Source organism: Janthinobacterium algoris, assembly GCF_051380935.1.
Lineage (GTDB): Bacteria > Pseudomonadota > Gammaproteobacteria > Burkholderiales > Burkholderiaceae_D > Janthinobacterium.
Window position 1 is genome coordinate 359,966 of record NZ_JBNYXZ010000005.1, and the last position, 23,388, is coordinate 383,353.

Consider the following 23,388-nt stretch of genomic DNA (forward strand, 5'->3'; position numbering starts at 1 on the left):
GGCAAGATCAAGGGTTCGCGTGATGCCGTTTCACGCTTTTTCAGCATGCGGCATGACATAACTCAACTGCTGCGCGACAAAGCCGTCAAATGCCGCGATCAAGGGAACGAAACGGGGCGCGTCCTGCTCCAACTGCATCAAGGCATAACACGTCGCTTCCAAAGTCGATAACTGGTCCGGCGCATGCGCTTTGCGGATCAGGTAATGGGAAGCGGGCGCATCGCGCAGGGGCAGGCGCGGCAGTTGTTGCAACGGGGGATTCAGATATAGCATCTTGCGGCTCTTGCGCCAGGTGGCGTCCAGCACCACCAGGCGCAAGCGGGCAGGATCGAGCAAGATGGCAGGGTCGAGCGCAGGCGGCGGCGCGATGCCCAGCGAACGGTCGCCAGGCGTATCCGGGTACAGCAGCACGTTGTGCTTGTCGGCCAGCAACTCGGCAAGGATGTCGGGTGCAAAATGCTCGCCTGTCAGCAGTTGGCTGTTGGGCAGGCTCAGGTGTAATAAGCGGGCACTGCCCTTGGCGTTGTGGACTTCCAGCGGATGTTGCAGGAGCAATACCTCCACCGCGTGGGAAACGGGAGCGATCCAGCGGCAGATGCAACTGGTGGCGGCGCGCAGGCAGACCGGGCAGCGCTCGCGTTTGGGCGCTTCGGCGTGGGAGGGCAATGCAGAGGTCTGGCTGGAGGTGCTGGAGGTGCGGCTGGTGGTCATGGCGGAGCGCGGGCGCGGGATTCTTCAAGCCGCGATTGTAGCGCCCGCGCCATGCCAGCGGGAATGGCCGAGTGAGGGGCAGCTTAAAACAACGCTTAAAACTCTTCCCACTCGTCGGCGCCGGAAGCGACCGCTGTCCGCGGCTTGCTGGTATGCACCGTGTTCGGTTTCGCTGCCTTGACGGGGCCGCTGGCGGAGCGGGCGACGACAGTGGGGGCGGAGGTGCGCGCAGCAGCGGTCACGGTGCGCCTTGCGGCAGGCTGACCTGCGGCGGGTCGGGCGGACACGCTTGCCGGGACATATTGCTGCGTGGCGTCAAGCTTGAATACCCCCACCACGTCGGCCAGCTTGGCTGCCTGTTCCTGCATGGATTCGGCTGCCGCAGCCGCCTCTTCCACCAAGGCCGCGTTTTGCTGCGTCACCTGGTCCATCTGGCCGATGGCCTGGTTGACTTGCTCGATGCCGGCGCGCTGCTCATCGCTGGCATCGGTGATCTGGTTCATGATCTGCGTCACGTGGCTGATGCTTTGCACGATCTCGTCCATGGTGCGACCCGCCTTGTCCACCAGTTGCGAACCGGCCTCGACCTTTTGCACGGAATCGTCGATCAAGCCTTTGATTTCCTTGGCCGCCGCGCTGGAGCGCTGCGCCAGGTTGCGCACCTCGGAGGCCACCACGGCAAAACCGCGACCCTGTTCGCCGGCCCTGGCCGCTTCCACGGCCGCGTTCAAGGCCAGGATATTCGTCTGGAAGGCGATGGCGTCGATGACGCTGATGATGTCGACAATCTTACGCGAGGAATCGTTGATCGAGCCCATGGTGCTGACCACTTCCGACACCACCACGCCGCCCTTGCTGGCGATCTGCGAGGCGTCGATGGCCAGCTGGTTGGCGCTGCGCGCATTCTCGGCATTGAGTTTCACGGTCGAGGTCAGCTCTTCCATGGAAGACGCCGTCTCTTCCAGCGAGCTGGCCTGCTCTTCCGTGCGCGACGACAAGTCCAGGTTACCGGCAGCAATTTCGCTCGATGCCGTGCTGATCGATTCGGTGCCGGCGCGCACCTGGCCCACAATACTGACCAGTTTATCGTTCATGTTTTTCAGCGCATGCATCAGCTGCCCCGTTTCATCGCGGCTTTCCACCACGATATGGCTGGTCAGGTCGCCAGCGGAAACGGCTTCCGCCACTTCGACGGCGCGCGTGATGGGACGCGTGATCGAACGCGTGATCCAGTATGCGCAGGCGATGCCCAGCAAAATGGCGACCGCGCCCAGCGAAATCAGCAGCAAACGGCCGTTTTCGTAACGCGACCGGATTTGCACAGCCGCTTCATCGAGCAATCTGGCTTCCAGCACTTCCAACTTCTTCAGCGCCGCCAGGTAAATGTCGCGCTTGGCTGCCATGTCGCCTTCGTACAGGCGCTTGCCCAGTTCCAGGTCGCCCGCATTCTTGGCCTTGAACACATTTTTGCGCACTTCCGTGTAGGCCTTGCGCGTGCTCAGCACCTCCTGGTATAGCGCCTGTTCTTCAGCGTTCAGCTCGCTCTTGCCGATATCGTTCTGGATTTCCGTGGCGCGGGCGGACGAGACCGCCATTTCCTTTTCAAACTGTTTCTGGTGTTCCGGGTCGCTGACTTTCCAGGCGGCCGCCGTGCGCGCCGCATTCACCTCGATGACCTTGGTCCACTCGGCAATAAGGCGCTCATTGCGCACCTTGACGTTGACCAGTGTATCGGTTTCCTTGCTGGCGCTTTGCATCTGCACGATGCCCACCACGGTCAGGCTCGTCAACAGCAGCAAGACGGCGGCAAAAGCGCCACCGAGGCGGACGCCGATTTTGAGGTTTTTCATTGCGTGATTCCTATCTGAAAAAAACAATGCACAGACGCCACGAAACCGACCTGCTGCTACGTACCAATATAGCAGGCATCTGCCGTGCGGCAATCACGAGCGGCGACGCGACACTACCCGCGTCACCAGAATAGCAGCACGCCGCAGCGCACCACTTTGGAGCAGATTGTGAGTGAATCAGGATGGTATTGCAAGAAATAACATGCAGAGAAGCAACAATTTGAAGGCGCGATGCCGCCACGAACGGGCGGCAGCCAAGCAAGGTCAGTTTTGCTTCACATAGATCAATTTTGACGTATCGAAACCCAGCCCCCGCGCTTTCTCGACCAGGCGCTGCTGCAAGGCAGGGTCCATGGTGGGCGTGCGCGACAGCAACCACAAGTATGACTTGTCGGGGCCGCTGATCATGGAGTAGCTGTAATCTTGCGGGTCCAAATCAAACACGATGTAGGAACCATAGAAGGGGCCAAAAAACGACACTTTCAGGTAGCCCACGTCTTTCTTGTCCACGAAATACGCCTTGCCTTCGGCTTCCTTCCACTTCGCGTCCGCGTCCTTGTAGCCGCGATTGAGCACTTTCAGGCCGCCATCCTGGCGCAGGCTATAGTCGGCCGTCACATGGCTGAGGCCCCGTTCGAAGGAATGGTCGAGGCGCGCGATCTCATACCACTTCCCAAGATAGCGGGTCGTGTCGAAGTTACTGACGGGATGAATATTCTCGGGCCGGCCAACACAGCCGGCCAGCACGAGCACACACAGGAACAACAGTTTTTTCATGCTCTTCTCCATAACTGAAATCAGGGTAGCAACGTCAGGGTAGCAATGCACGGTCGACGATGCGGCGGATCGCGCCACTATGCTGCATGCGCACGATGGCGGCATTGAATTGCTCGATAAAGTCATCGCGATAAGGGTAGGTGGCCGGCCGGCGCGCCGTAAAGCCCAGGTGACCCTGCTGGCTGGCCAGTTGCGCGGTTTCCTGTATCGCCTGGATCGCCTGCATCGGCGTGCCCGCCGGCCCTACACGCCGGATGCGCTGCAATTCCCACTGCGCCGACAGGCGGTCGCTGACATAGCAATCGATGCGCCCCCGCATCAGCTTGAGCAGATTCGTGCGCGTGCCCTTGGCCGGGTCGAGCACGATTTTTTCGGCGCGCAAGGACGCCGTCAGCGCCGCATCGCCAAGCAGGAAACCCGCGTTCACGCCGATGTGCAAACCACCGTAATCGGCGGGCCACTGCCGCAGCGCACGCCTGGCCAGAACGTCCTGGTTGCACAGCACCACCAACTGCTCCATCAGCAGCGGCACGGAATAGCGCACATGCGGCCGTTCGCTGCGCCACGAATACGGCGGATACAGGGCGAACGCCTCGCCCGTCTGCAGCATCAACAGCCCCCGCTTCCATGGCACGGGACGCAGCTGCACCGCATACTGCGGCATCGATTGCACGGCGACACGCACGATCTCCGTGTAAATGCCTTTCAGCTGGCCATGCTCGACGTAGGAGTACGGCGGATAATCGTCGTCGCCATAGATCACCAGCGGCGTCGCAGGCCCGGCCTGCGCGCTGGCAGCGATAAACAGGCATAGCGTGGCAGGCAACATGAGCATTCTAAGCATGCCCAAAGATTAGCATGGAAGCGCCAACAGCGATCACCCGTTCGCGCTGTTCGTCCCCAGCATCTCGTCGAGCTGCGCCAAGGTGCCCGAGTCCTTCACGACGGCGCGCAGCCACAGGTGCAACGGCAGCTCGCCCCAACTGGCGGCCTTGTCGGCCAGATACGCGACAGGGCTGTGCGGCTCGGTGCGACGGAAAAAATCGGCCACCTGGCGCAACTGGGCCAGTGCCTGCTGGCGCTGCACGATGGCGCCCCCGCCGTTGCTGGTGCCCTGGCCAGCGGCGGGCGGCGCGCCGGCAAAGTCCACGCCAGATGGCAGCGGCGCAATAAAATGAATGACGTTTTCCAGCGCTTCGCGCGCGGCGCGAAAACTCGGGCCATCGGCGCCGAAACGCGCATCGACGCTGCGTTCGAAGGCCAGCAGCGACTGCATGCAGTATTGTGCATCGGCCAGCAATGCGTCGGAAAAGGCGCGTGTATTCCTTTGCCGCGCCGCCTCCATCTGCGCCAGGGTCGCCCCTTCGTCGTGGCGCGCATCGCCCCAGCCCTGTTCCGCTGCACCCTGTGCCAGGCTGGCCGCCGCGCGCTGGCGCGCCGCATCGAAATCCTGCAGTGAAAACAGGCCATCGGCGCCATCGGTCAGCGGGATCTCGCGCAGCAGCTGCGGCGTGCGCGACAGCAGCCAGAAGACATTGCCGATGCGCTGTTCCTGGTCGCCCTCTTCCGCCGGCGGGTACAAACCATCCCAGTAACGTTCGCACAGGCCGGCCAGCAGCGCGTAGCCATCGCCCAGGCCACGCAAGTGGCGCGTTTTCGCGTGCGCCTCGGCCAGCCACACGGCCACGCGCAAATCCTTGCTGCACGCTGCGATCAGCTGTTCGCATCGCGTCGCCACGAAAGGCCAGTCGGCCTCCTTCAGCGCCGTTACCCACTCGCCCTGGTCCAGGCTGGGATCATCGTGCTGGCGCGCACGCGCGATGGCGTCGAGCTCCTGGCTGAAAGTGATGTCTTCGCCGCAGGGACTGACGGCGCTGACGGGGTGCAGTAACTGCTCCAGATTGAACATGGCAATCTCCGCGAGGTGACGTTACTTGATGACGTTATTTGATGATGTACTTGAACTGCCCCTGCTTGCTGGCGCTGACGCGTATCGAGGCGATCGGCTCGCCCTCTGCCATGCGTGCCAGCACCGCTTCGGCGATCGCCGGCAGCAAGCTGCCGTTGAGGATCTGGTCGACATTGCGCGCGCCCGAGTCGACCTCGGTGCAGCGCGCCAGCACCGCCTCGACCAGGCCCGCGTCATGGCTGAACTGCGCCTGGTGGTTGCGCGCGATGCGCGCACCGATGCGCGCCAGCTTCAGCGCGATGATCTCGGCCAGCACCGCGTCGTTCAAGGGATAGAATGGCAGCACTTTCAGGCGTCCCAGCAAGGCCGGCTTGAAATGCGCCACCAGTTGCGGGCGCACCAGCTTTTCCAGCGCGGCAGGCGTCGGCAAGTCCTGCGCTGCCCGGTTCAGGCAGGCGGCCATCATCGCACCCGAACCCAGGTTCGAAGTGGCGATGATGATGGTGTTGCGAAAATCGACTTCGCGCCCTTCCGCATCATCGAGCACGCCCTTGTCGAAGACCTGGAAGAACAGTTCCAGCACGTCGGGATGAGCCTTTTCCGCCTCATCGAGCAGCACCACGCTGTAGGGCTGGCGCCGCACGGCTTCCGTCAGCACCCCGCCCTCGCCATAGCCGACATAGCCGGGCGGCGAGCCTTTCAGGCCGGCCACGCTGTGCGCCTCCTGGTATTCGCTCATGTTGATGGTAAGGAGCTTGCGCTCGCCACCATACAACAGGTCGGCCAGCGCCAGCGCCGTTTCCGTCTTGCCCGTGCCGGACGGTCCTGTGAACAAAAACACGGCTTGCGGCTTGTTCGGGTCGTCCAGGCTGGCACGCGCCGTGCGCACGCGCTGCGCCACCGCTTCGATGACATGGTCCTGTCCCAGCACCCGTTCGCGCAGCGCCCCCTCCAGGGTCAGCACCGTGCGAATCTCGTCCTTGAGCATTTTCCCCAGCGGGATGCCGGTCCAGCCGGCGACGATGCCGGCCACCACCTGTGCGTCGACTTCCAGCGGCGACAGCGCAAACTCTCCCTGCAGCGCCGCCAGCTCCTCCTTCAGCGCCAGCAGGCGTGCCGCGCCGACTTCGCCAGGCCGCTCGCCGCGCAGCTGCCCACGCAAGTCGCCGATCTGCGCCACCAGCACCTTTTCACGCTCCCAGCGCTGCGCCAGCGCCGCGATCATCGCCAGTCCTTCCTCATGTTCGCGCCGCAGCTGCGCCAGGCGCGTGGCGCCGGCTTTATCGGCTGCTTCACCATCACTGGCCTCGCGGATCAGGGCGGCGATTTCCGCGCCGATGCGTTCCTGCCGCCGGTTCACGTTTTCCAGCTGCGCCGGCGTGGCGCGCTGGCCCAGCGCCACCTTGGCGCACGCCGTATCGAGCACGCTGATGGCCTTGTCGGGCAGCTGGCGCCCGCTGATGTAGCGGTGCGACAGGCGCACCGCCTCGACGATGGCGGCGTCGCGCACGCGGATGCCGAAATGGCGCTCCATCAGCGGCGCCATGGCGCGCAGCATGGCGCAGGCAATGTCTTCGCCCGGTTCTTCCACCTTCACTACCTGGAAGCGCCGCGCCAGCGCCGCATCCTTCTCGAAATATTTTTTGTACTCACTCCAGGTGGTGGCCGCGATCGTGCGCAGGGCGCCGCGCGCCAGCGCCGGTTTCAGTAAATTGGCCGCATCATTCTGCCCCGCCTGGCCACCGGCGCCGATCATGGTGTGCGCCTCGTCGATGAAGAGGATGATGGGGTGCGGGCTTTTCGTCACCTCGTCGATGACATTCTTCAGCCGGCTTTCAAACTCGCCCTTCACGCTGGCGCCGGCCTGCAGCAAGCCCATGTCGAGCGCGTGGATGTGCGCGCCCTGCAGCACCTCGGGTACGTCGCCGGCAGCGATGCGCAAGGCCAGGCCTTCCACCACGGCCGTCTTGCCCACGCCCGCCTCGCCCGTCAAGATCGGATTATTCTGGCGCCGGCGCAGCAGGATATCGACAGCCTGACGTATCTCGGTCTCGCGCCCAATCACGGGATCGAGCTTGCCGTCGCGCGCCAGTTGCGTCAGGTCGGTGGTGAACTGCTCCAGCGCCGGGGTCTTGCTGGCCAGGGTAGCAACAGGGTCGTCGCCTGTGTCGGAAAGCCGCGGCACTGCCGCGCTTTCCTCCTCGCCGGAGCCCGCCGTCAGTTTGTCCGGATGATGCTTCAATTGTTCGACGCTGAAACGGGCAAACAGCTTCGAGCCGCGGTACGCGAGCTGCGACAGTTCCGGCTCCGTCAACAGCGCCAGCAACAGATGGCGGCTGCGGATGGCGGCCGGCCGGGTGGCATCCGCCACCGTGCCCAGCGAGGCGATCAGCCAGGCATGTTCGAACAACAGCGGCAAGTGGGGCGAAAACACGGGCGTGCGCGCACTGCCTGTCCTGAAGCTGCCGATCTCACGGCGCAGGTCCGCCTCCAGCGCCGTCAGGCTGATTTCACTGCGCCGCGCGATGGTGACGAAATCGCTGCGCTCCTGCTCCAGTAGCGCCAGGAACAGGTGTTCGATATCGACTTCATATTGGCCCAGTCCCACGCAGATGCCGGCGGCGCGGGTGGCGGCCGTGCGCGCCGTGTCATTCAGTTTGGCGATCAGGGTTTTCAAATTATTGCTCATGCGGCGGCTCCCTTACGGTTGATCGAATAGCGCAGCGACGACGGCTGCAGCACGGCGTCGAAATTGACCGTCTCGCCGCCGGATATCACGGCCAGGGTGCCGCTGATGACGAAGCCCACGCGGTTGATGCTGCCCGCTTCGCGCTCCAGGCGGGCGCGCACATTGCGCAGGCGCGGTTCATGGCGTTCGATGGCGGCCTTCAGCGCGGCGCAGATGCGGGCGCGGTCATCGCTGCTGGAAAGGCACATGCCGGCGAAATCGATCAAGCCATAGTTGACGATGGACGCCGCGCATTCCGGATACGCGTCCAGCGCGCCGGGCGGCAGGGCTACGCGCGTGTTGAGCAGTTCTTCCAGGTCGCGCGCTACCGCATCCTTCAACTGATCGAGCGACAGGCGCACCGCCACTGCGCCCGCTGCCGCACCGCCGTCGCCCATCAGGCGGTCGAACAGGCCAGGTACATAACTGTCCATGCGCTCTCCTGAAAAGTCGGCGCGGCGCGCGGGCGCAGCTGGCCGCTACGCGCCGCGCACCATGGATCAAGCCACGCGGTTCGCGGCCAGGTCCCAGCCGCCCGAGGTATTGCCTCCGGCGCCGCCCGTCACTTTTTGCTGCGTGTATTTCCACTTCACTTTCGAGAACTTGAAGCCGACGTGTTCACCGAGGATGTCGCCCTCTTCCACGTTCGGCGTGACGGCGCCGATCAGCACATTCTCGATTTCGATTTCAAAGTACTTGACGCGCTCACCCTGGCCGTCGGCGCGCATGAATTCGAAGCGCGCCTTGGGAATGGTCTTGCCAGCCGAGCAGGTTTGCAGCAGCACCGGCGAGGCCAGGTCGGCCAGCTTGGAGATGACGATGTCCTTGTGCTCGCAGCGTTCAGCCGTGTGGCCGCCGCCCGTCGAGGCGGTGGCGGACTTCGGCTGCTCGACGCTCCAGCTGACCGATTTGCACTCGATCCAGTCCTTGTGCTTGTCATCGGTGGACTCGCCCTTGATGCCGTCTATCTGCAGATATACATCGATTGCCATGGTGTGCTCCTCTGGTTGAAAGATGATCGTATGGATCAGGAATTGGTCGACTTCGGCAACTCCGCGACCAGTCGGAGCGATACGGATAATTCATCGAGCTGGAAGTGCGGCCGCAGGAACGACACGGCGCGGTAAACGCCGGGTCGGCCCGGCACTTCATGCACCTGCACGGAAGCCTCGCGCAGGGGGAACTGCGCCTTCTGTTCCTGGCTGGCGTTATCGTCGAGCAGCACGTACTGCATCAGCCAGCGGTTCAAAAAGTCTTCCACGTTGGAGGCGGCGGCAAAGCTGCCGATCTTGTCGCGCATCATGGCCTTCATGTAGTGGGCGATGCGCGAAACGGCGAAGATGTACTGCAGCTGCGACGAAAGCACCGCGTTCGCGTTGGCCGCGTCGCTGTTGTACTTGCGGCTTTTCTGCGCCGACTGGGCGCCGAAAAACGCCGCATACGCCGTGTTCTTGCAGTGCACCAGCGAGATGAAGCCGAGGTCCGACAATTCCTTTTCGCGGCGGTCGGTGATCGCCACTTCGGCCGGGCATTTCAGGGCCACGTCGCCCTCGTCCGTCTTGAAGGTGTGAGTGGGCAGGTCGTCCACCAGGCCGCCGCCCTCCACGCCGCGGATGGCGGCGCACCAGCCGTAGTCGGCAAAGGCGCGCGTCAGCTTGCAGCCGAACGCATACGCGGCGTTACACCACAGGTATTTGTGATGGTCGCTGCCGTCGACTTCCTCGACAAAGTTGAAACCTTCCACCGTGGTGCCGTCGACGGGATTGAAGGGTAGCCGGCCCAGGAAGCGGGGCAAGGTCAAGCCCACGTAGCGCGCATCCTCGGATTCGCGGAAGGCTTTCCATTTCGCGTACTCGATGGTGTCGAACACCTTGGCAAGGTCGCGCGGCTTGCCCAGGTCGCCGTAGCTTTCCAGGCCAAACAGTTCCGGCGCGGCCGAAGCGATGAACGGTGCATGCGCGGCGGCGGCAATGTGCGACATCTGCTCGACGAAATACATGTCTTCCGGCTGACGGGAAATGGCGAAGTCGCCCAGCAGCGCGGCGAACGGCGCGCCGCCGAAGGTGCCGAACTCCTCTTCGTATACCTTCTTGAACATGCTGCTCTGGTCGAACTCCAGCGCCGCCTGGAAATCCTTCACCAGTTCGCGCTTGGTGGCGTTGAACATGCGGATCTGCAGGCGCGTGCCCGTGTCGGAATTGCCGACCAGGTAGCGCAGCCCCGTCCAGCTTTGCTCGAGCTGCTGGAACGACGCCGCGTGCATGATTTCGCTGAGCTGCGCAGAAATCAGGCGGTCAATTTCCGCCACGCGCGCGTCCAGCGTGGCCGACAGGCTGCTCGACATCAGCACCGTGCCATCGAGCACCTGCGCCACCAGTTCCGAGATCAGGTCGCGCGCGCGCGCATGTTCGGCGCCGGACTTGGCGACGCGGCTTTGCTCGACGATCTGGTCCAGCAAGTCGGTCGCGGCCGGCGCACCGGGGGGGGCTACTGCAAGGGCTTCTGCCTGCGCGCTCATCTCAATCCTCCTGCGCTGGAAACTGCGGTTTCAAACTGGCCAGGCTGTCCGTGTTGTTCAGCACTTCCGTCAGCAAGTCTTCCAGCTTGTCGTTACCGGCCAGCTTGTTACGCAAGTCGGCCAGCTTGGTGCGCGCCTCGAGCAGCTTGCGCAAGGGGTCGACCTGGCGCACCACCGATTCCGGACGAAAGTCATCCATCGAGCGGAAGTGCAGATCGACGGCGAACGTGCCGCCCGCCTCGCTGATGCGGTTCGGCACGGCGAAACGCGCCACCGGCTCCACGCCGGCCAGCACTTCGTCGAAGTTGTCACGGTCGATGGCGACGAACTTGCGGTCCTTCAGGCGTTTTTTCTCGCTGTCCGGATTGCCGCCAAAGTCGCCCAGCACGCCGACCACGAAGGGCAGCTCCTTGTTTTCAATCGCGTCGCCAATCTCGACGTCGTAGGTCATTTGCACGCGCGGCGCGCGTATCTTTTGCAGGCGTTTTTGCACGCTGTCGGACTTGGGCATGTCGTTTCCTTTGCAAAGGGTGGGGTGGGAACGCGGACTTATTTCAGGCCGCTGAACGGGTCGGCCGTGCTGCCTGGCGACGCTGCGCCCTTCGCCGCCGGCGTGCCGGAGCCGGATGTGGGAGCGCGCTTGCCGGCCGCAGGCGGGCGCTTGGCCGGCGGCACCAGCACGTCTTCGCCGATGCTCGCGCGCAGCAGCTTGGCCAGGTCCTGCGCTTCCGACCGCAGCGAGCCATTCAAATTGTTTTGCCGCGACAGGTCGGCCAGCGCCTTGCCGGACAGGCGCAAGCCGCTGACGGCGACGATGCTGTTGGCGACCTTGTCGTCCGGGTCGCGTTCCAGCGCTTCGAGCGCATGGCCGATGGCGTCGCCGTACTGGCCGCGGTCGAATTTCATCTGCGCCATTTGCAGCAACGGCGCCTTGTCGGCCGGGTAGCTGCTGCTGCCGCCCTTGAGCAGGGTCATGGCGCGCTCGTATTGGCCGGCGCGCGCGGCCGCATCGGCGTCGCTCATCACCTGCGCCAGGGTCGGCGCCGCAGGTTTCCTGGATGCCGGCTGCTCTGGCGTGGCGCAGGCAGCCAGCAGCAAGGCGCTGGCGAGGCAGGCAATACGGGGCAACATGGTGGCTGGCTTCATCGGGCATTCCTTCACGTGGAGGACGCTACCGCTGGGAAAGATGGGCGGCGCCTTGGTGGAGGCCATTATTGATCGCCAATTTTTTGGCCAGATTGAGATTAATCAGCAAAGAAGAAGTTCCATATCACAGCCGCGTGCGGCGACATGAATCCTGATTTGGCGCAGTAATTGTCTTGATCGCAGACGGACTTTGCGTCAACGCAAGCAGGCCGCCGGTGCATGCGTTTAAATGACTGCAACACTTTTATTTCCAGCCACTATTTTTGCAAAGATCACCCATGCCATCTGACGCCCTGTTCCGCCGCCTGACGCGCGCCACCCCGCTACTGCTGCTGGCCTTGCTGCAAGCCGGCTGTGCGGGCGGCGCCATCGGCACCCTGGCCAACGCGGCGCTGCAAATGGCGGGCGTGGCCAAACCGCCGCCCGAACTGCCCGACGCGCAAAAACCGCCGCGCAACGTCAGCATCCGCCTGCACGCGGCGCAGCGCCTCAACACCGATGCCGAAGGCAGGCCACTGGCGCTGGTGGCACGCATCTACAAGCTGCGCCAGAGCGCCGCCTTCGAGCAGGCGCCATACGACAGCTTCCTCGACACGCAGCGCGAAAAGGCCGCGCTGGGCGCCGACTTGATGGAAGTGAAGGAGGTGCTGCTGGTGCCGGGCCAGCGCTACGAAGTGCAGGAAAAAGTCAGCAAGGAAGCGTATTTCATCGGCGTGGTGGCCCTGTTCCGCGCGCCTGCGGCACAGCGCTGGCGCGCCACCTTTGCCGCCGCCGACGCGGAACGCGGCGGCATCACCGTCGGCCTGCACGCGTGTGCGCTCAGCGTGGCCAGCATGAACAGCGGCATGGCACCGCTGTCCGCCCTGCGCTGCCAATAATGTAGCCGCAGACCGGCACGCCACACATTCAAGGAGAAACGAAATGGGCATGTCAGCGAAAGTCTTGTGGGGAGAGGGCCTGTTCCTGCGGCCGCAGCATTTCCAGCGCCAGGATCAATATCACGAAGCGCGCCTGCATCACACGGCCAGCGCGCTGCATCCCTACCTGTGGGGCGTGGCGCATATGCAGTGGGACCTGGCGGCGCTGAAAACGGGCACCTTGCACCTGCAAGCCCTGTCGGCGATCTTCCGCGACGGCGAAGTGTTCGAGGCGCTGGGCGACGGCGCACCGGGCAGCGACACCCTGCCCCCGCCGGTGGACCTGGAAGCGCTGCCGCTGGCGGTGCAGGAAGTGACATATTATGCAGCGCTGCCCATCCTCAACCGCGAAGGTATGAATTACACGGCGCAGGCGTCAAAGGCAGGTACGCCTACAGCCACGCGCTTTGCGCACGCCATGCGCGCCACGCCCGACCTGTTTACGGAGTCCGCCGTGGCCGACGTGGCGTACCTGAAGAAGACCGTGCGCCTGATTCCCGACAGCGAGGCGCGCGGTTCCTACGACTGCCTGCCGCTGATTGCCCTGCGGCGCACGGTGTCGGGCGGCTTCGAGCCCGTGCCATCGTTCATGGCGCCAAGCCTGGCGATCGCCGGCGCGCCGCGCCTGCAGGGCCTACTGGAACACCTGCTCGATGCGCTGCAGGCGAAAGTGAGCGCGCTGCACGGGCACCACCGGGAGCCGAGCCGCAACGTGATCGAATTCCGCTCGGGCGACGTGTCCTCGTTCTGGCTGCTGCACACGGTCAGCACGGCCGCCGCCGCGCTGATGCACTATGTGCGCCATCCGGCCCTGCATCCGGAGCGCCTGTACGAGGCGCTGCTGGGCCTGGCGGGCGGCCTGCTCAGCTATTCCAAGCACTACACCTTGGCCAGCCTGCCCGCCTACGACCACGCGCAGCCGGGCATCTGCTTCGACGCCATCGATGGCATCATCCGCGAACTGCTCGACACTGTCATCTCGTCGAAGTATTTTTCCATCGCTCTGCTTGAAGACAAACCGTCGTACTACCTGGGCAAGCTCGATTCGGGCAAGATCGACCAGCACACCACCTTGTACCTGGCGATTCGCGCCGCCATGCCGGCCATCGAACTGGTGGACGTGGTGCCGCTGCGCGTCAAGGTGGGCGCGCCAGACGACGTGGAAAAATGCGTGCTGACGGCCATGCCCGGCCTGAAGCTGTCACACGCGCCACAAGTGCCGGCAGCCATTCCCGTGCGGCCCGACACCTATTATTTTGCGATTGAAAACCGCGGCGTACTGTACGAACAGATGCTCAAGGCGCAGTCGATTTCCGTGTACGTGCCGGCCGGCATACGCGACCTGCAGTTGGAACTGATCGCGGTGACCGCATGAGCCAGCTCATCGAACGGCGCGCGGCGCCCTCCCTGCTGGGACCACGCGGTGCCGCCCCGGCAGGCAGCAGCCGGCATGCCGGCAGCGCCCTGCTGGACCTGATGCACGAAGGCTTTTATATGCTGTTCATGCTAAAGCACGGTTCGGCGCCCGGCGACGAACAAAGCTTCATGGACCGCATCACGGCCTTCCTCGACGACTTCGAACGGGAAGCGAAAAAGATCCGCGCCGATGGCGACGATATCGAAGCGGCCAAGTATGCGTTTTGCGCGGCGGTCGATGAAATCATCCTGGCCTCGCCCTTTGCCCTGCGCAAGCAGTGGGAGCGACGCCCGCTGCAACTGCTGATCTTTGGCGACCAGCTGGCCGGCGAACATTTTTTCGATCGCCTCGACGCCTTGCGCGGCAAGGGCGCCATGCGCGTGCAGGCGCTGCAAATCTTCCACATGTGCCTGTTGCTGGGATTTCAGGGCAAGTATGCGATCGACGGCGGCGAAAAACTCAGCTACCTGACGGCGCGCTTGGGCGACGAGATCGCCCACATCAAGGGCAAGAGCCGCGGCTTCGCGCCGCGCGCGGAACGCCCCGACCAGGTGGTCAACAAACGCGGCAGCGACGTGCCGCTGTGGGCGCTGTCGAGCTTTTTCGCCCTGCTGGCCATCTGCGCCTACCTGGGTTTGAAAACGCATTTGACACGCGGCACGCAAACCACCCTGGCCGCGTATGCGGACCTGGTCAAGCTGGCGCCAAGCCCGGCGCACCTGACCATTACCCTGCCTTGATTATCATTCGCTGATCATTGCGCGATTCTGAACTCGATGCGCCGGTTTCTTGCCCGGCCATCGGCCGTGGCGTTGCTGGCCACGGGACGGTCCGGTCCCTGGCCAGACACCAGCACCGAATCGGCCACGATGCCCTTGCTGGCCAGATAGGCGCGCACGGCTTCGGCGCGCGCTTGGCTCAAGGCCACATTGCTGGCGCGCAGGCCCGTGTCGTCCGTATGGCCGATCACTTCCACCTTGCGTCCCCGCAGCTTGAGCATGACGGCCGCCATCTCGTCGAGGATGGCCAGGCCGGCCGGCGTCATGGAAGCCTTGCCGCTGTCGAATTCGATGATGCGCTTGTCGAGCGCCGCATCGAGCAAGCCCTGCTCGGCCTCGGCCGCCTTGACGCGCAAGCCATTGTTGACGACATACGTGGGATTGAGGCTGGTGGCGATGTCGCTGGCGATCTGCTGGCGCTGCGCCTCATTCGCCACTTCGCCGCGCACGCTGACGTTGTTGCCGGCGATGCTGATCTGGCCCCGCGAAATAAGCTTCAGGTTCGGTGCAATCAGCTTTTGCACGTAGGCGTGCCAGTTGGCCGGCACGGCCACGTTACCGATGGCGATCTGGTCGACCACGCGCTCGGCGCCGTACAATTCGCGCAAGCGGGCCAGCACGGCCGCCTTGCCCGCCTCGTCGGCCAGGGTGCCCGTGACGAGGATCTGCCCCGGCATGGGCGTCTGGGGCGCCTGCGCTTGCGCCAGGACGCGGCAGGGAGCGGCAGCGGCAGCGGCAAGCAGCAGCAGGAAAATGACAGGAGATTTCATCGCAGTCCTTCAGACAAAGGTATCGGCAAACATGGCGCAGGCCGAGCGCAGCGACAGCTGCTCCTGCTGCAGGCAGGCGGAAAAATGGCGCAGCGCCGCATCGTGTCCCAGCTGCTCCTCAACCCAGTCCAGCTGGTCGAACACGATCAGCCGTTCGCTGCCGGCCTGCGGATCGATCAGCGCGCGCAAGCCATGCGGGTCGGCGCCGCAAAAACCGATCACCAGCACGGGCGCCTCGTCGAGGTGGGAAAAGAACAGCGCCAGTTCAAAATCAGCCTGGCGCAGGAAAGGCGCGATCAGGTGCAGCCAGAAGCTGGCCACCAGGTCGCGCAGCTGCACTTCGCGCGGCAGCGGCAGCACCAGGCTTTTCTCCAGCCGCGGCAAGCCGCTGTGGCGCACCGGCTGCAGCAGCAGGCCCAGTCCCAGCAGCAGTTCGCGCACCGTCACCGGGAACGCGGGCGAGGCCAGCATCGCCTGCAGGCCATGCACCGTCTGCGCCTGTAAAAAAGCGGCCAGGCGCGCCGCATGGCACGGTGCGGCCGGTTCGACTTCCACCACGTTGCCAGCCAGCGCCAGCAGCGCCGGCCCCGGTTCGGCGCTCGCCAAAATGCCTTGCGATAGCTGCTCCACGCGCTGCCACAGCGGCGCCAGCACCAGCGGGCTGCAGCCGACAAAGAGCTCGGCATCATCGACTTCCAGCGCGCCCATGGCCATGAAGGGAAAGCGCCGCTGCGACTGGTCATTGCTCGCTTCCAGGCGCCCGGCGATGGCGCGCCGGCTGCGCGTGCCGACAAAGGCAAAGCGCAGCGGCGGCAAGGCGTCGTAATTGAGCTTCCAGCGCGGTTCCACCGTCAAGGCATTCATGACCTGCGCCAGCCAATCGTCGAGCAGCTGCACCAGCGCGTGATTGTCGCAGGCCTTGATGAAGTCGCCGCGCGTGGGGATCTTGCCAAAGTAACCGAGGCGCACCTGTTGCGGCGCGCGCATCATGGCGCCACCCCGGGCAACGCCGCGACAGCGATAGCCGGCGCGGGCGCGGCGGGAACGCCCGGCGTGCCGACGATGGTCTCGGGCAGCTGCATGCCGCGAAAGCCCTGCTCCTGCAACGCAGTGGCGGCACCGGCGCCCGTCGTTTCGGCGCCGCTGGTGATTTTCAGGTCGACCGCCACGGCCACCTCGCCGCGCGCCCAGCGCAGTTCGAACACGCCGCCATCCTTGCGTTTCTTGGTCGCCGCATCGATCATGCGCTTCAAGCCGAATTGCCCCGGCTCGTTGAACAGTTCCACCGTGCGCCCGTCGAAGGTGACGGCGGTGATGCGCGCGCCCTGGACGCCGGACGCGCCTTGCGGGCCGGGATGGAGCATATTCGTCCACTGCGCCGGCGTGTTGCGGTAGCGCAGCTGCTGGCCGTCGATCTCCACCGTGTATTCCAGGGTGCCAGGCGCGGGCGACGGCTGGATCTGGAACACGGTTTGCGCCGCCGAAGACGTGGCCGCCACGCCGCCCGCGCCCAGCGGCGCGACCCAGCCGGGAAAGCGCGCCACCACCTGCGGCGACAGGCTGATGCCCATGTCGGCCCAGGTGCGCGGCGCCAGCACGTCGCCGCGCCGCACCACCAGGGGACCCATGGAGGTGGTGACGAATTTCGCCACCAGGCCTTCCGGGCCGAAGAACTGGCCAATCTCCAGGTTGCTCGCCTCGATGCGCGCGTTTGGGGCAAACGGATATTTGTTCGCCAGCGATTTCTGGAACGGTTCGTACACCTGCGCCGCCCAGGTCTTGTTGATCTCCAGTTCCGCCGGCGCGACGATGACGGCAAAGGTCTGCATCAATGGCCGCACGAGGATGGGACGGATGGCCTGCTTTTGCGTGTCGCTCATCCCCGTGAGCATCTGCTCATCGACCAGTTTCAGGCTGTCGGCCAGCTCGGAACCGCTGCCCTCCAGCGTCTGCTGCATGAACTGGCGCGCGCCCGGCCCCGCGTCGCCCTGGTTCTTCAACTGGTTCAGGCGACTGCGCAGTTTCGACAGCGCCTCCAGATACGCGCGCATCAGCGAAGCATTGTTATCGTTGGCCGCCACCAGCTTGCCCACGCCGGCAAATTCGCGTCCCACGGGACCCATGGGTTTGTCCAGGCGGGCCGGGTCGATCTGCGCATTGATGCCCGGATTGGCCGTCAACTGCGATGGCGCGCGGCGCAGCACGGTTTCCTTGAACCAGGCGATGATGCCCCGCTCGGCCTTGCGCAATTGCGCATTCTGCAGCGCCGGGTTATCCCACGAGGTTTCTGCGTAGATGGTGGTCAGCAGTTTGGCGATCGGCGACGCTTGCGGATCGCCCAGGCGATTCATCGCCTGCACGGCGCCGTCAAAGCCTTTCAGGTCGGCGACAGCGATACCCTGCACGAATTTTTGCCACTCGCGCGCATAGTCGGCCTTGTACATGGCCACCAGGTTTTTCTCGATCTGCTCCGGGCTGCCTTCCAGGGTCAGGTCATCGGTGGAAGCGCTTTTCAGCACCCAGTCGGCGCTTTGCAGCTCGCGGTTGGCGGCATCGCGAAACGCGCCTTCGACAAACTTTTCCCACGCCTGGCGCGTAAAGGCGCCGGAGACGGCGTAACTGCCCGCCAGCAGCGCTTGATCCTGTTCGCCGACGATGCGCGCCACCGTCATGCTGGGAAAACGCGTCGAGGCGCGCGCGCGAATGTCGGCATACACGCGCTCGCGCGCCGGCATGCCGCGCACCACGCGGCGCAGGTTTTCGCGCGCCTGGTCGACCAGCGCCAGCTTCTGTTCGATGCGCGGCCAGGACGGGTCGCCGATCTGCGCCAGGTAAAACGTCAACAGCCGTTCGGCGCTGCGTATCATCTGCTCGCGCGGCATGGCACCCCGGTTGCCTTCCAGCCAGCCGCGCCAGAAGCGCGTCAGCTGGTCGTTCAGGTGGCTGCTCTCTGCATGCGTCTTATCGGCCAGCATCAGATAGGTTTTCAGCGCATTGTAGGCATCCTCCACATTCGTCGCGCTGGCCGCCTGGTACTGCACGCTGCGCGGTGCGGCTGGCGCTGCAGTGGGCGATGCGGCGCCTGGCGTCTGCGGCGTGCGCGCCGTGGGCTGCAGCTGGTCGGCGCCGGCGTTCATCTCGAACAGCAAGGCTTCCAGCGCGCCCGCCACGGGGGCCAGCATGACCCGGCGCGCGCCGGCAAAATACTCCTCGCGCAGCTTGCGTTCAAGCAGCTCCCCCTGGTACAGGCCCAGGCGCAAGGACCAGGGCCGTTGCGTGCGGTACGCTTCCAGCTGCTCGATGCGGTCCTGCAAGATCTCGAGCGCTTCCAGGCGCGACTGCAAGTCCAGGCGCCGCTCCTGCAATTTCACCACTTTATTTAAATCGGCCTCCACGTTGGCCACCAGTTGCCGGTTGCCCAGGTAAGACCAGCTCCAGCCACCCAGGCAGGCGCCCAGCGACACCGTGGCGGCAAAAAACACGGCATATTTGAAGCGCAGCTTGGCGCGGTTGGCATAGTTGGCCACCAGGTGCTTGTCGGCAAAAATCACCTTGCGGAACAGTTCCAGCAGGAAATAGCCATGCTGGCGCGCACCGGACGTTACTGCGGCCGGGGTCGGCGCATAGGCCAGGTCGAAGCGGCGCGCCACCTGCTGCGAGGAGGCACTGACGGGCTCGCCCTCCTGCAGCGCGCTGGTGAAATAAAAGCCGCGGAACACGGGCTGGAACTGGAACGGGTTTTCCTCGAACAGGGTGGCGATGAAGGCGCGCAGGGCCGGCTTGACGGCGGCAAATTCCAACGGAAAGGTAAATACGCCGGGCGCCATCGTCTTGCGTTGCCGGTGCGCCATGTTGGCCAGACTCAGCTCCGTCAAGCCATCGTGCAATTCATCGAAACTCTGGTCGAAAAAGGCCAGCAGGTCGGCCGTGGGCAGCTTGCGCTGGTAAGGCATGGTGGCGCCCCAGACGCGCTCGCGCTCGCTGCGCTCGGCATCCGCAAAAAACTCCGTGAAGCCGGCGACCAGGTCCGCCTTCGTAAACACGATGTACAGGGGCGCGAACACTTCCAGGCGCTCGATGACGTCCTGCACGCGCTTGCGCAGGCTGCGCGCCAGTTGCATGCCGACATCGGGATCGCCTTTCAATTCGGCGATGCTGACGGCGACGAGGATGCCGTTGACGGGCGCCTTGCGCCGGTATTTTTTCAGCAGGTCGAGAAAGCCGAACCACTCGCCGCGGTGCTCGTCGACAACGCAATAACGTCCCGCCGTGTCGAGCACGATGCCGTCCGTGGTGAAAAACCAGTCGCAGTTGCGCGTGCCGCCCACGCCTTGCACGATCTTGCCGTCGGCGAAAGGAAACTGCAAGCCCGAATGCAGGATGGCGCTGCTCTTGCCGGCGGCCGGATTGCCGATGATCATGTACCACGGCAATTCGTACAAGGCGGCGGCGCCCGATTTGAGGCCCAGCTTGGACGTCTTGATGGTCTCGATGGCGGCCAGCATACCCGTGCGCACGGCATCGAGTTCGCCTTGCTGGGTGCTGCTGGCCGTCGAGGCGGAGGCCGCTTGCGCAGCGGCGATCTCGGCCTCGTTGAGGATGGCCTGGCCCAGCGCCTGCGCATCGCGCCGTGCGCGGCGCCGGCGCCACAGCCACAGGCCCAGCCAGGTGAGAAAGGCCAGTAGCAGCAAGGCTAGCGCCCAGATCAGCGCCACTTCCAGCACCTCGGCGCCCAGGTACAGGAAAACGGCCAGCGCCACGAAGCCGAGGATGGTCAGATTGCGGCTGTCGGTGAGGAAATGCCAGATTCGTCGCAGCATGATGAGCCCAGGGTGAGGTCGCAAAGCAGATGGACGCCGCCGCGTAGCAAGGCGGATGCGGCCCATGCTGACAGCAATGCGGCGCGCCTTTGTTGACATATGACAAGTACCAGGCGCCAGCGCGCGGCAGGCGCTGGTATGCCATTGACGCTGCGCAAGCAAGCTTGCAGCGATGAAAATCAGGCCGCGACGCGGCGCTAGAATGACTGGCGCGGCTTACTTGCCCAGCACGCGCGGTTGCGGCAATTCCGTGTGGCCAAAATCCATCATGGTCCAGCGCCCGCCCCAGCGCAAGCCCACCGATTCGGCCGTCACGCCATATAAACGGTAGCCGCGCATGGCCCAGGCATTTTTTTCAGAAATGATGAGTTTTCCTTCATGCATGAATGCGCAATCGGCGGCCAGGCCATACTGGTGATAGCTTTGAAACGCCCTGGCGTTCGTCACGTTCGGGCCGGCCGCCGCCAGTTGGTCCTGGCGCGCGGGACTGCGGTAGCCTTCCAGCAAGACCATGTCGTAACCATGCACGTCCTTCATGATTTTGAAGACCAGCAGCAGGCGCTGCGCGTAGTCGTGGTCGAGCAATTGCCAATTGCGGCTGGCGCCGCCCAGCAGCGGGCGCAACTGCGTCACCTCCGCCGTGGAAAACAGCAGCGGCGGCAAGGTTGGCGGCGGCACCAGCTGCTCGCCTTTCAGCAAGTCGCTGACCTGGTCATTGATGACGTGTTGCCGATCGGCATAGCCGCGCAGGGCGATGCTGTCGCTGGACAGCCAGGCCAGCAGCGGCGGCACGATGACCAGCACGCTGCCGGCCAGGCTCAGCCAACGATGCCGCAACAACATCTGCCAAGCGCGCGCCACGCCCGAGCCCGTGTGTTGCCGCACCCGCTGCCACTGCGCGCCGCTGCCGCCCTTCAAGTGCTGCGCGCGCCGCTGCATGCGCCAGCCCAGGTTGACGAGGGTGTGCAGCACGACGGCACGGCCGCCGGGAAACAGCAGCAACCAGCAGGCAAAACAGGCCAGCAGGAAATACATCAGGACCAGGGCGACGAACATGGGGCGCTCCGTGACAAGGAAAGTCTGGGCCGGACAGAAATTTCCCGGCGGTATCGCTAGATCGTAGGCGTCCACAGCCCGCATGAGCGCGGTTTACATCAAGGTCAGTCGAGTTTGATCCACTGCGGAGGTGATATTTTGTCTTTATTGAAAAACGGAGATGGCCAGGCGCGCGGCCCGAACCTGCTGAGCAAGGCCGGCGCGGCTGGCATGCCCATCGAAAGCAAGGGCATCCTGTCGCAGCTCGAACACGGCGCCGCCGCGCCCGTAGCCAGGCCGGCCCTGCGCTGGCGCCCTGGCTGGCGACACTGGGCCGCTGGCGCGCTGTGCCTGGCGGTGCTGGCCGTGCTCGCTTATGACACGACCATCGTGCCTCGGCCCCTGCCGCCGGTGCCCACCACGGCCGTGGCCACGGCGCCGCCCGCACTGGCAATCGCTCCCGCGCCAGCAGTGCTCGCGCACGCGGCGCAAGCGGCCACCATCGTCAATACGCCAGCGCCGCCCTTGTCTGCGGCCGCAGCGACGACGGCAAGCGCGGGCGTGCCGCGCAAGGCGCCGCCGCCTGCGCGCCAGGCCGCTGCGCGCCCGCAAAAGTCGAGGCCCGCTACCGCGCCCGGCGACAGCGACGTCGCCTTGCTGACGGCGATGGTGGCCCATGCGCACCGGCAAGAAGGCACGGCGGCGCCCGTGCGCGACGTGGTGCTGCGCAAGCAGGACCAGGAACAGAAACAGGAACAGGGACAGGGAACGGCGGAGCTCTTGCGGCGCTGCAAGCAGTTGGGCATGATCGAAGGCATGCTGTGCCGCTCGCGCATCTGTTCGGGCCGCTGGGACAGCGATCCCGCCTGCCATTGAATGCCTGGCGCCTGCGCGCCCAATGGGACGTCAGGCGCGTTCGGACACTTCGATCAGGTTGCGGTCCGGGTCGCGCAGGTAGACGGAACGGATGGGCCGGTGGCGCCCGTGCGGGCCACCGGCCCATACTCGATGGCAATTCACAGCGCCGCCAGGTGCGGCCATCATGTGTTTCTCGGGTGAGTGGCCGCGTCCATGCGGCCTCGCAAAAAACCTTCCATCAGCGCCAGCAAGGCTTGCGGCTGCTCCTGGTGCGGCGTATGGCCGCATTGCTCGACCATGGCGGGCACGGCGTTGAGCGCCTGCGCCACGATGGTGTCGACCTGGGCCGCGCTGCCGTACTGGTCCTCGCTGCCCTGCAGCACCAGCGCCGGGCATTCGACGGAAGGCAGCAGGTATTCGATGTTCCAGAACTGGAATCCATAGCTGAGCCAGGTATCCGTCCAGGCCTTGAAGATGGTTTCCGTCTTGTCACCATGGTATTTCGCCAGCGCGCGCAGCTTGCCCGCGCCAAACGCCGCGTCCGCCACACGGATGCCGTCGAGCGTGATGCCCTCGACAAACACGTGCGCCGCTTCGGTGATGATGCCGCGCAAACGCGGCGGCTGCTGCGCCGCATAGATCAAGGCAATGCTGCCGCCATCCGAGTGGCCGATGAGAAAATGGTCTTGTCCCGGCAGCAGTGCCGCTAGCACTTGCGGCAACTCGCACAGTGCGTAGTCGTGCAAATAATGGAGTTGGCGGCGCGCCGCCAGCGGCGACGACTGCCCATAGCCGTGGCGGTCATACAGCAAGCCACGGCACCCCGTCGCCTGGCATAGCTGCACGGGAAAATCTTTCCACATCGCACAACAGCCGAGCCCCTCGTGCAGGAATACCAGGCAGGGCTTGGCGGGGTCGCCTTCGATCAATTCGTAATAGATATCGATTTCGGCACTCAGGTTCAGTATCGGCATGGGCTAGGCTCGCAACGGGTTGCGCATCGGCAGGTCGGCTGGGTCTATTGTGCCATCGTCCTGCGCGGCATGCGTGGCGCCCCATAAAAATAGCCTGCGGGAAAAGATCTTGGCACTTGCCTGCAAGGTGTTTGCGCCAGCACAAATGAGCGCTGTTTTTCCGGCGGCCCTGCGCGCTT

20 protein-coding genes and 1 pseudogene are annotated in these 23,388 nt (G+C 64.6%); 4 read left to right on the top strand and 17 right to left on the bottom strand.

Going from position 1 to position 23,388, the window contains the following annotated elements; genetic code table 11:
• Window positions 1-30: 30 nt before the first annotated feature.
• The 11 genes from ACQ4W7_RS10455 to ACQ4W7_RS10505 form a co-directional block, all read right to left on the bottom strand.
• A complete protein-coding gene (locus ACQ4W7_RS10455) occupies window positions 31-711 on the bottom strand; it encodes a tRNA-uridine aminocarboxypropyltransferase (protein ID WP_436530258.1) in 681 nt (226 codons plus the stop codon).
• 95 nt (window positions 712-806) lie between these two features.
• On the bottom strand, window positions 807-2,561 hold the full coding sequence (locus ACQ4W7_RS10460) for a methyl-accepting chemotaxis protein (protein WP_436530260.1): 1,755 nt from the start codon (window positions 2,559-2,561) through the stop codon (window positions 807-809).
• Between the two features lie 264 nt (window positions 2,562-2,825).
• The gene (locus ACQ4W7_RS10465) at window positions 2,826-3,338 is read right to left on the bottom strand and encodes a lipocalin family protein (RefSeq protein WP_426070649.1); all 513 of its coding nucleotides are present in this window, start codon (window positions 3,336-3,338) and stop codon (window positions 2,826-2,828) included.
• A gap of 34 nt (window positions 3,339-3,372) precedes the next feature.
• A complete protein-coding gene (locus ACQ4W7_RS10470; RefSeq protein ID WP_426070650.1) occupies window positions 3,373-4,167 on the bottom strand; it encodes a substrate-binding periplasmic protein in 795 nt (264 codons plus the stop codon).
• Between the two features lie 48 nt (window positions 4,168-4,215).
• The gene (gene tssA / locus ACQ4W7_RS10475; RefSeq protein ID WP_426070651.1) at window positions 4,216-5,247 is read right to left on the bottom strand and encodes a type VI secretion system protein TssA; all 1,032 of its coding nucleotides are present in this window, start codon (window positions 5,245-5,247) and stop codon (window positions 4,216-4,218) included.
• Window positions 5,248-5,281: 34 nt separating this feature from the next.
• Window positions 5,282-7,936, bottom strand: a complete 2,655-nt coding sequence (gene tssH / locus ACQ4W7_RS10480; protein ID WP_436530263.1) for a type VI secretion system ATPase TssH — start codon at window positions 7,934-7,936, stop codon at window positions 5,282-5,284.
• A complete protein-coding gene (tssE, locus tag ACQ4W7_RS10485; protein WP_436530265.1) occupies window positions 7,933-8,409 on the bottom strand; it encodes a type VI secretion system baseplate subunit TssE in 477 nt (158 codons plus the stop codon). The genes tssH and tssE overlap by 4 nt, the downstream gene beginning before the upstream one ends.
• 66 nt (window positions 8,410-8,475) lie before the next feature.
• Window positions 8,476-8,967 carry an Hcp family type VI secretion system effector gene (locus ACQ4W7_RS10490; protein WP_034750126.1) on the bottom strand — a complete coding sequence of 164 codons (492 nt, stop codon included), beginning with the start codon at window positions 8,965-8,967 and terminating at the stop codon, window positions 8,476-8,478.
• Window positions 8,968-9,002: 35 nt separating this feature from the next.
• The gene (gene tssC, locus ACQ4W7_RS10495; protein ID WP_436530267.1) at window positions 9,003-10,493 is read right to left on the bottom strand and encodes a type VI secretion system contractile sheath large subunit; all 1,491 of its coding nucleotides are present in this window, start codon (window positions 10,491-10,493) and stop codon (window positions 9,003-9,005) included.
• Window position 10,494: 1 nt separating this feature from the next.
• Window positions 10,495-11,004 (bottom strand): type VI secretion system contractile sheath small subunit, encoded by a 510-nt coding sequence (gene tssB / locus ACQ4W7_RS10500; RefSeq protein ID WP_426070655.1) that lies wholly within the window; start codon window positions 11,002-11,004, stop codon window positions 10,495-10,497.
• A gap of 38 nt (window positions 11,005-11,042) precedes the next feature.
• Complete coding sequence (locus ACQ4W7_RS10505; RefSeq protein ID WP_426070656.1) at window positions 11,043-11,639, bottom strand: hypothetical protein; 597 nt, start codon at window positions 11,637-11,639, stop codon at window positions 11,043-11,045.
• A 278-nt stretch (window positions 11,640-11,917) separates the two neighbouring features.
• Between ACQ4W7_RS10505 and tssJ the strand changes: the two genes are divergently transcribed.
• Genes tssJ through icmH form a run of 3 tightly spaced genes read left to right on the top strand, consistent with a single transcriptional unit; the run spans window position 11,918 to window position 14,713 of the window.
• A complete protein-coding gene (gene tssJ / locus ACQ4W7_RS10510) occupies window positions 11,918-12,517 on the top strand; it encodes a type VI secretion system lipoprotein TssJ (protein WP_436530270.1) in 600 nt (199 codons plus the stop codon).
• Between the two features lie 43 nt (window positions 12,518-12,560).
• Entirely contained in the window at window positions 12,561-13,931 is a 1,371-nt protein-coding gene (gene tssK, locus ACQ4W7_RS10515; RefSeq protein ID WP_436530272.1) for a type VI secretion system baseplate subunit TssK, read from the top strand.
• A complete protein-coding gene (icmH, locus tag ACQ4W7_RS10520) occupies window positions 13,928-14,713 on the top strand; it encodes a type IVB secretion system protein IcmH/DotU (protein WP_436530274.1) in 786 nt (261 codons plus the stop codon). Before tssK ends, icmH begins: the two co-directional genes overlap by 4 nt.
• Window positions 14,714-14,727: 14 nt before the next feature.
• On the opposite strand, the gene ACQ4W7_RS10525 is transcribed toward icmH, so the two are convergent.
• From ACQ4W7_RS10525 to ACQ4W7_RS10540, 4 genes are all read right to left on the bottom strand, one after another.
• Window positions 14,728-15,522 carry an OmpA family protein gene (locus tag ACQ4W7_RS10525; RefSeq protein ID WP_436530276.1) on the bottom strand — a complete coding sequence of 265 codons (795 nt, stop codon included), beginning with the start codon at window positions 15,520-15,522 and terminating at the stop codon, window positions 14,728-14,730.
• Between the two features lie 9 nt (window positions 15,523-15,531).
• The gene (gene tagF / locus ACQ4W7_RS10530) at window positions 15,532-16,512 is read right to left on the bottom strand and encodes a type VI secretion system-associated protein TagF (protein ID WP_436530278.1); all 981 of its coding nucleotides are present in this window, start codon (window positions 16,510-16,512) and stop codon (window positions 15,532-15,534) included.
• Window positions 16,509-20,342, bottom strand: a complete 3,834-nt coding sequence (gene tssM / locus ACQ4W7_RS10535; RefSeq protein WP_436530280.1) for a type VI secretion system membrane subunit TssM — start codon at window positions 20,340-20,342, stop codon at window positions 16,509-16,511. The genes tagF and tssM overlap by 4 nt, the downstream gene beginning before the upstream one ends.
• 216 nt (window positions 20,343-20,558) lie before the next feature.
• The gene (locus ACQ4W7_RS10540) at window positions 20,559-21,398 is read right to left on the bottom strand and encodes a M15 family metallopeptidase (protein WP_436530282.1); all 840 of its coding nucleotides are present in this window, start codon (window positions 21,396-21,398) and stop codon (window positions 20,559-20,561) included.
• Between the two features lie 138 nt (window positions 21,399-21,536).
• Between ACQ4W7_RS10540 and ACQ4W7_RS10545 the strand changes: the two genes are divergently transcribed.
• Complete coding sequence (locus tag ACQ4W7_RS10545) at window positions 21,537-22,253, top strand: hypothetical protein (RefSeq protein ID WP_436530283.1); 717 nt, start codon at window positions 21,537-21,539, stop codon at window positions 22,251-22,253.
• A gap of 30 nt (window positions 22,254-22,283) precedes the next feature.
• Here the strand turns inward: ACQ4W7_RS10545 and ACQ4W7_RS10550 are convergent.
• Window positions 22,284-22,378: pseudogene (locus tag ACQ4W7_RS10550) on the bottom strand (VOC family protein); the annotation flags it as partial.
• Window positions 22,379-22,417: 39 nt separating this feature from the next.
• Complete coding sequence (locus ACQ4W7_RS10555) at window positions 22,418-23,209, bottom strand: alpha/beta fold hydrolase (RefSeq protein WP_436530284.1); 792 nt, start codon at window positions 23,207-23,209, stop codon at window positions 22,418-22,420.
• Window positions 23,210-23,388: the final 179 nt, after the last annotated feature.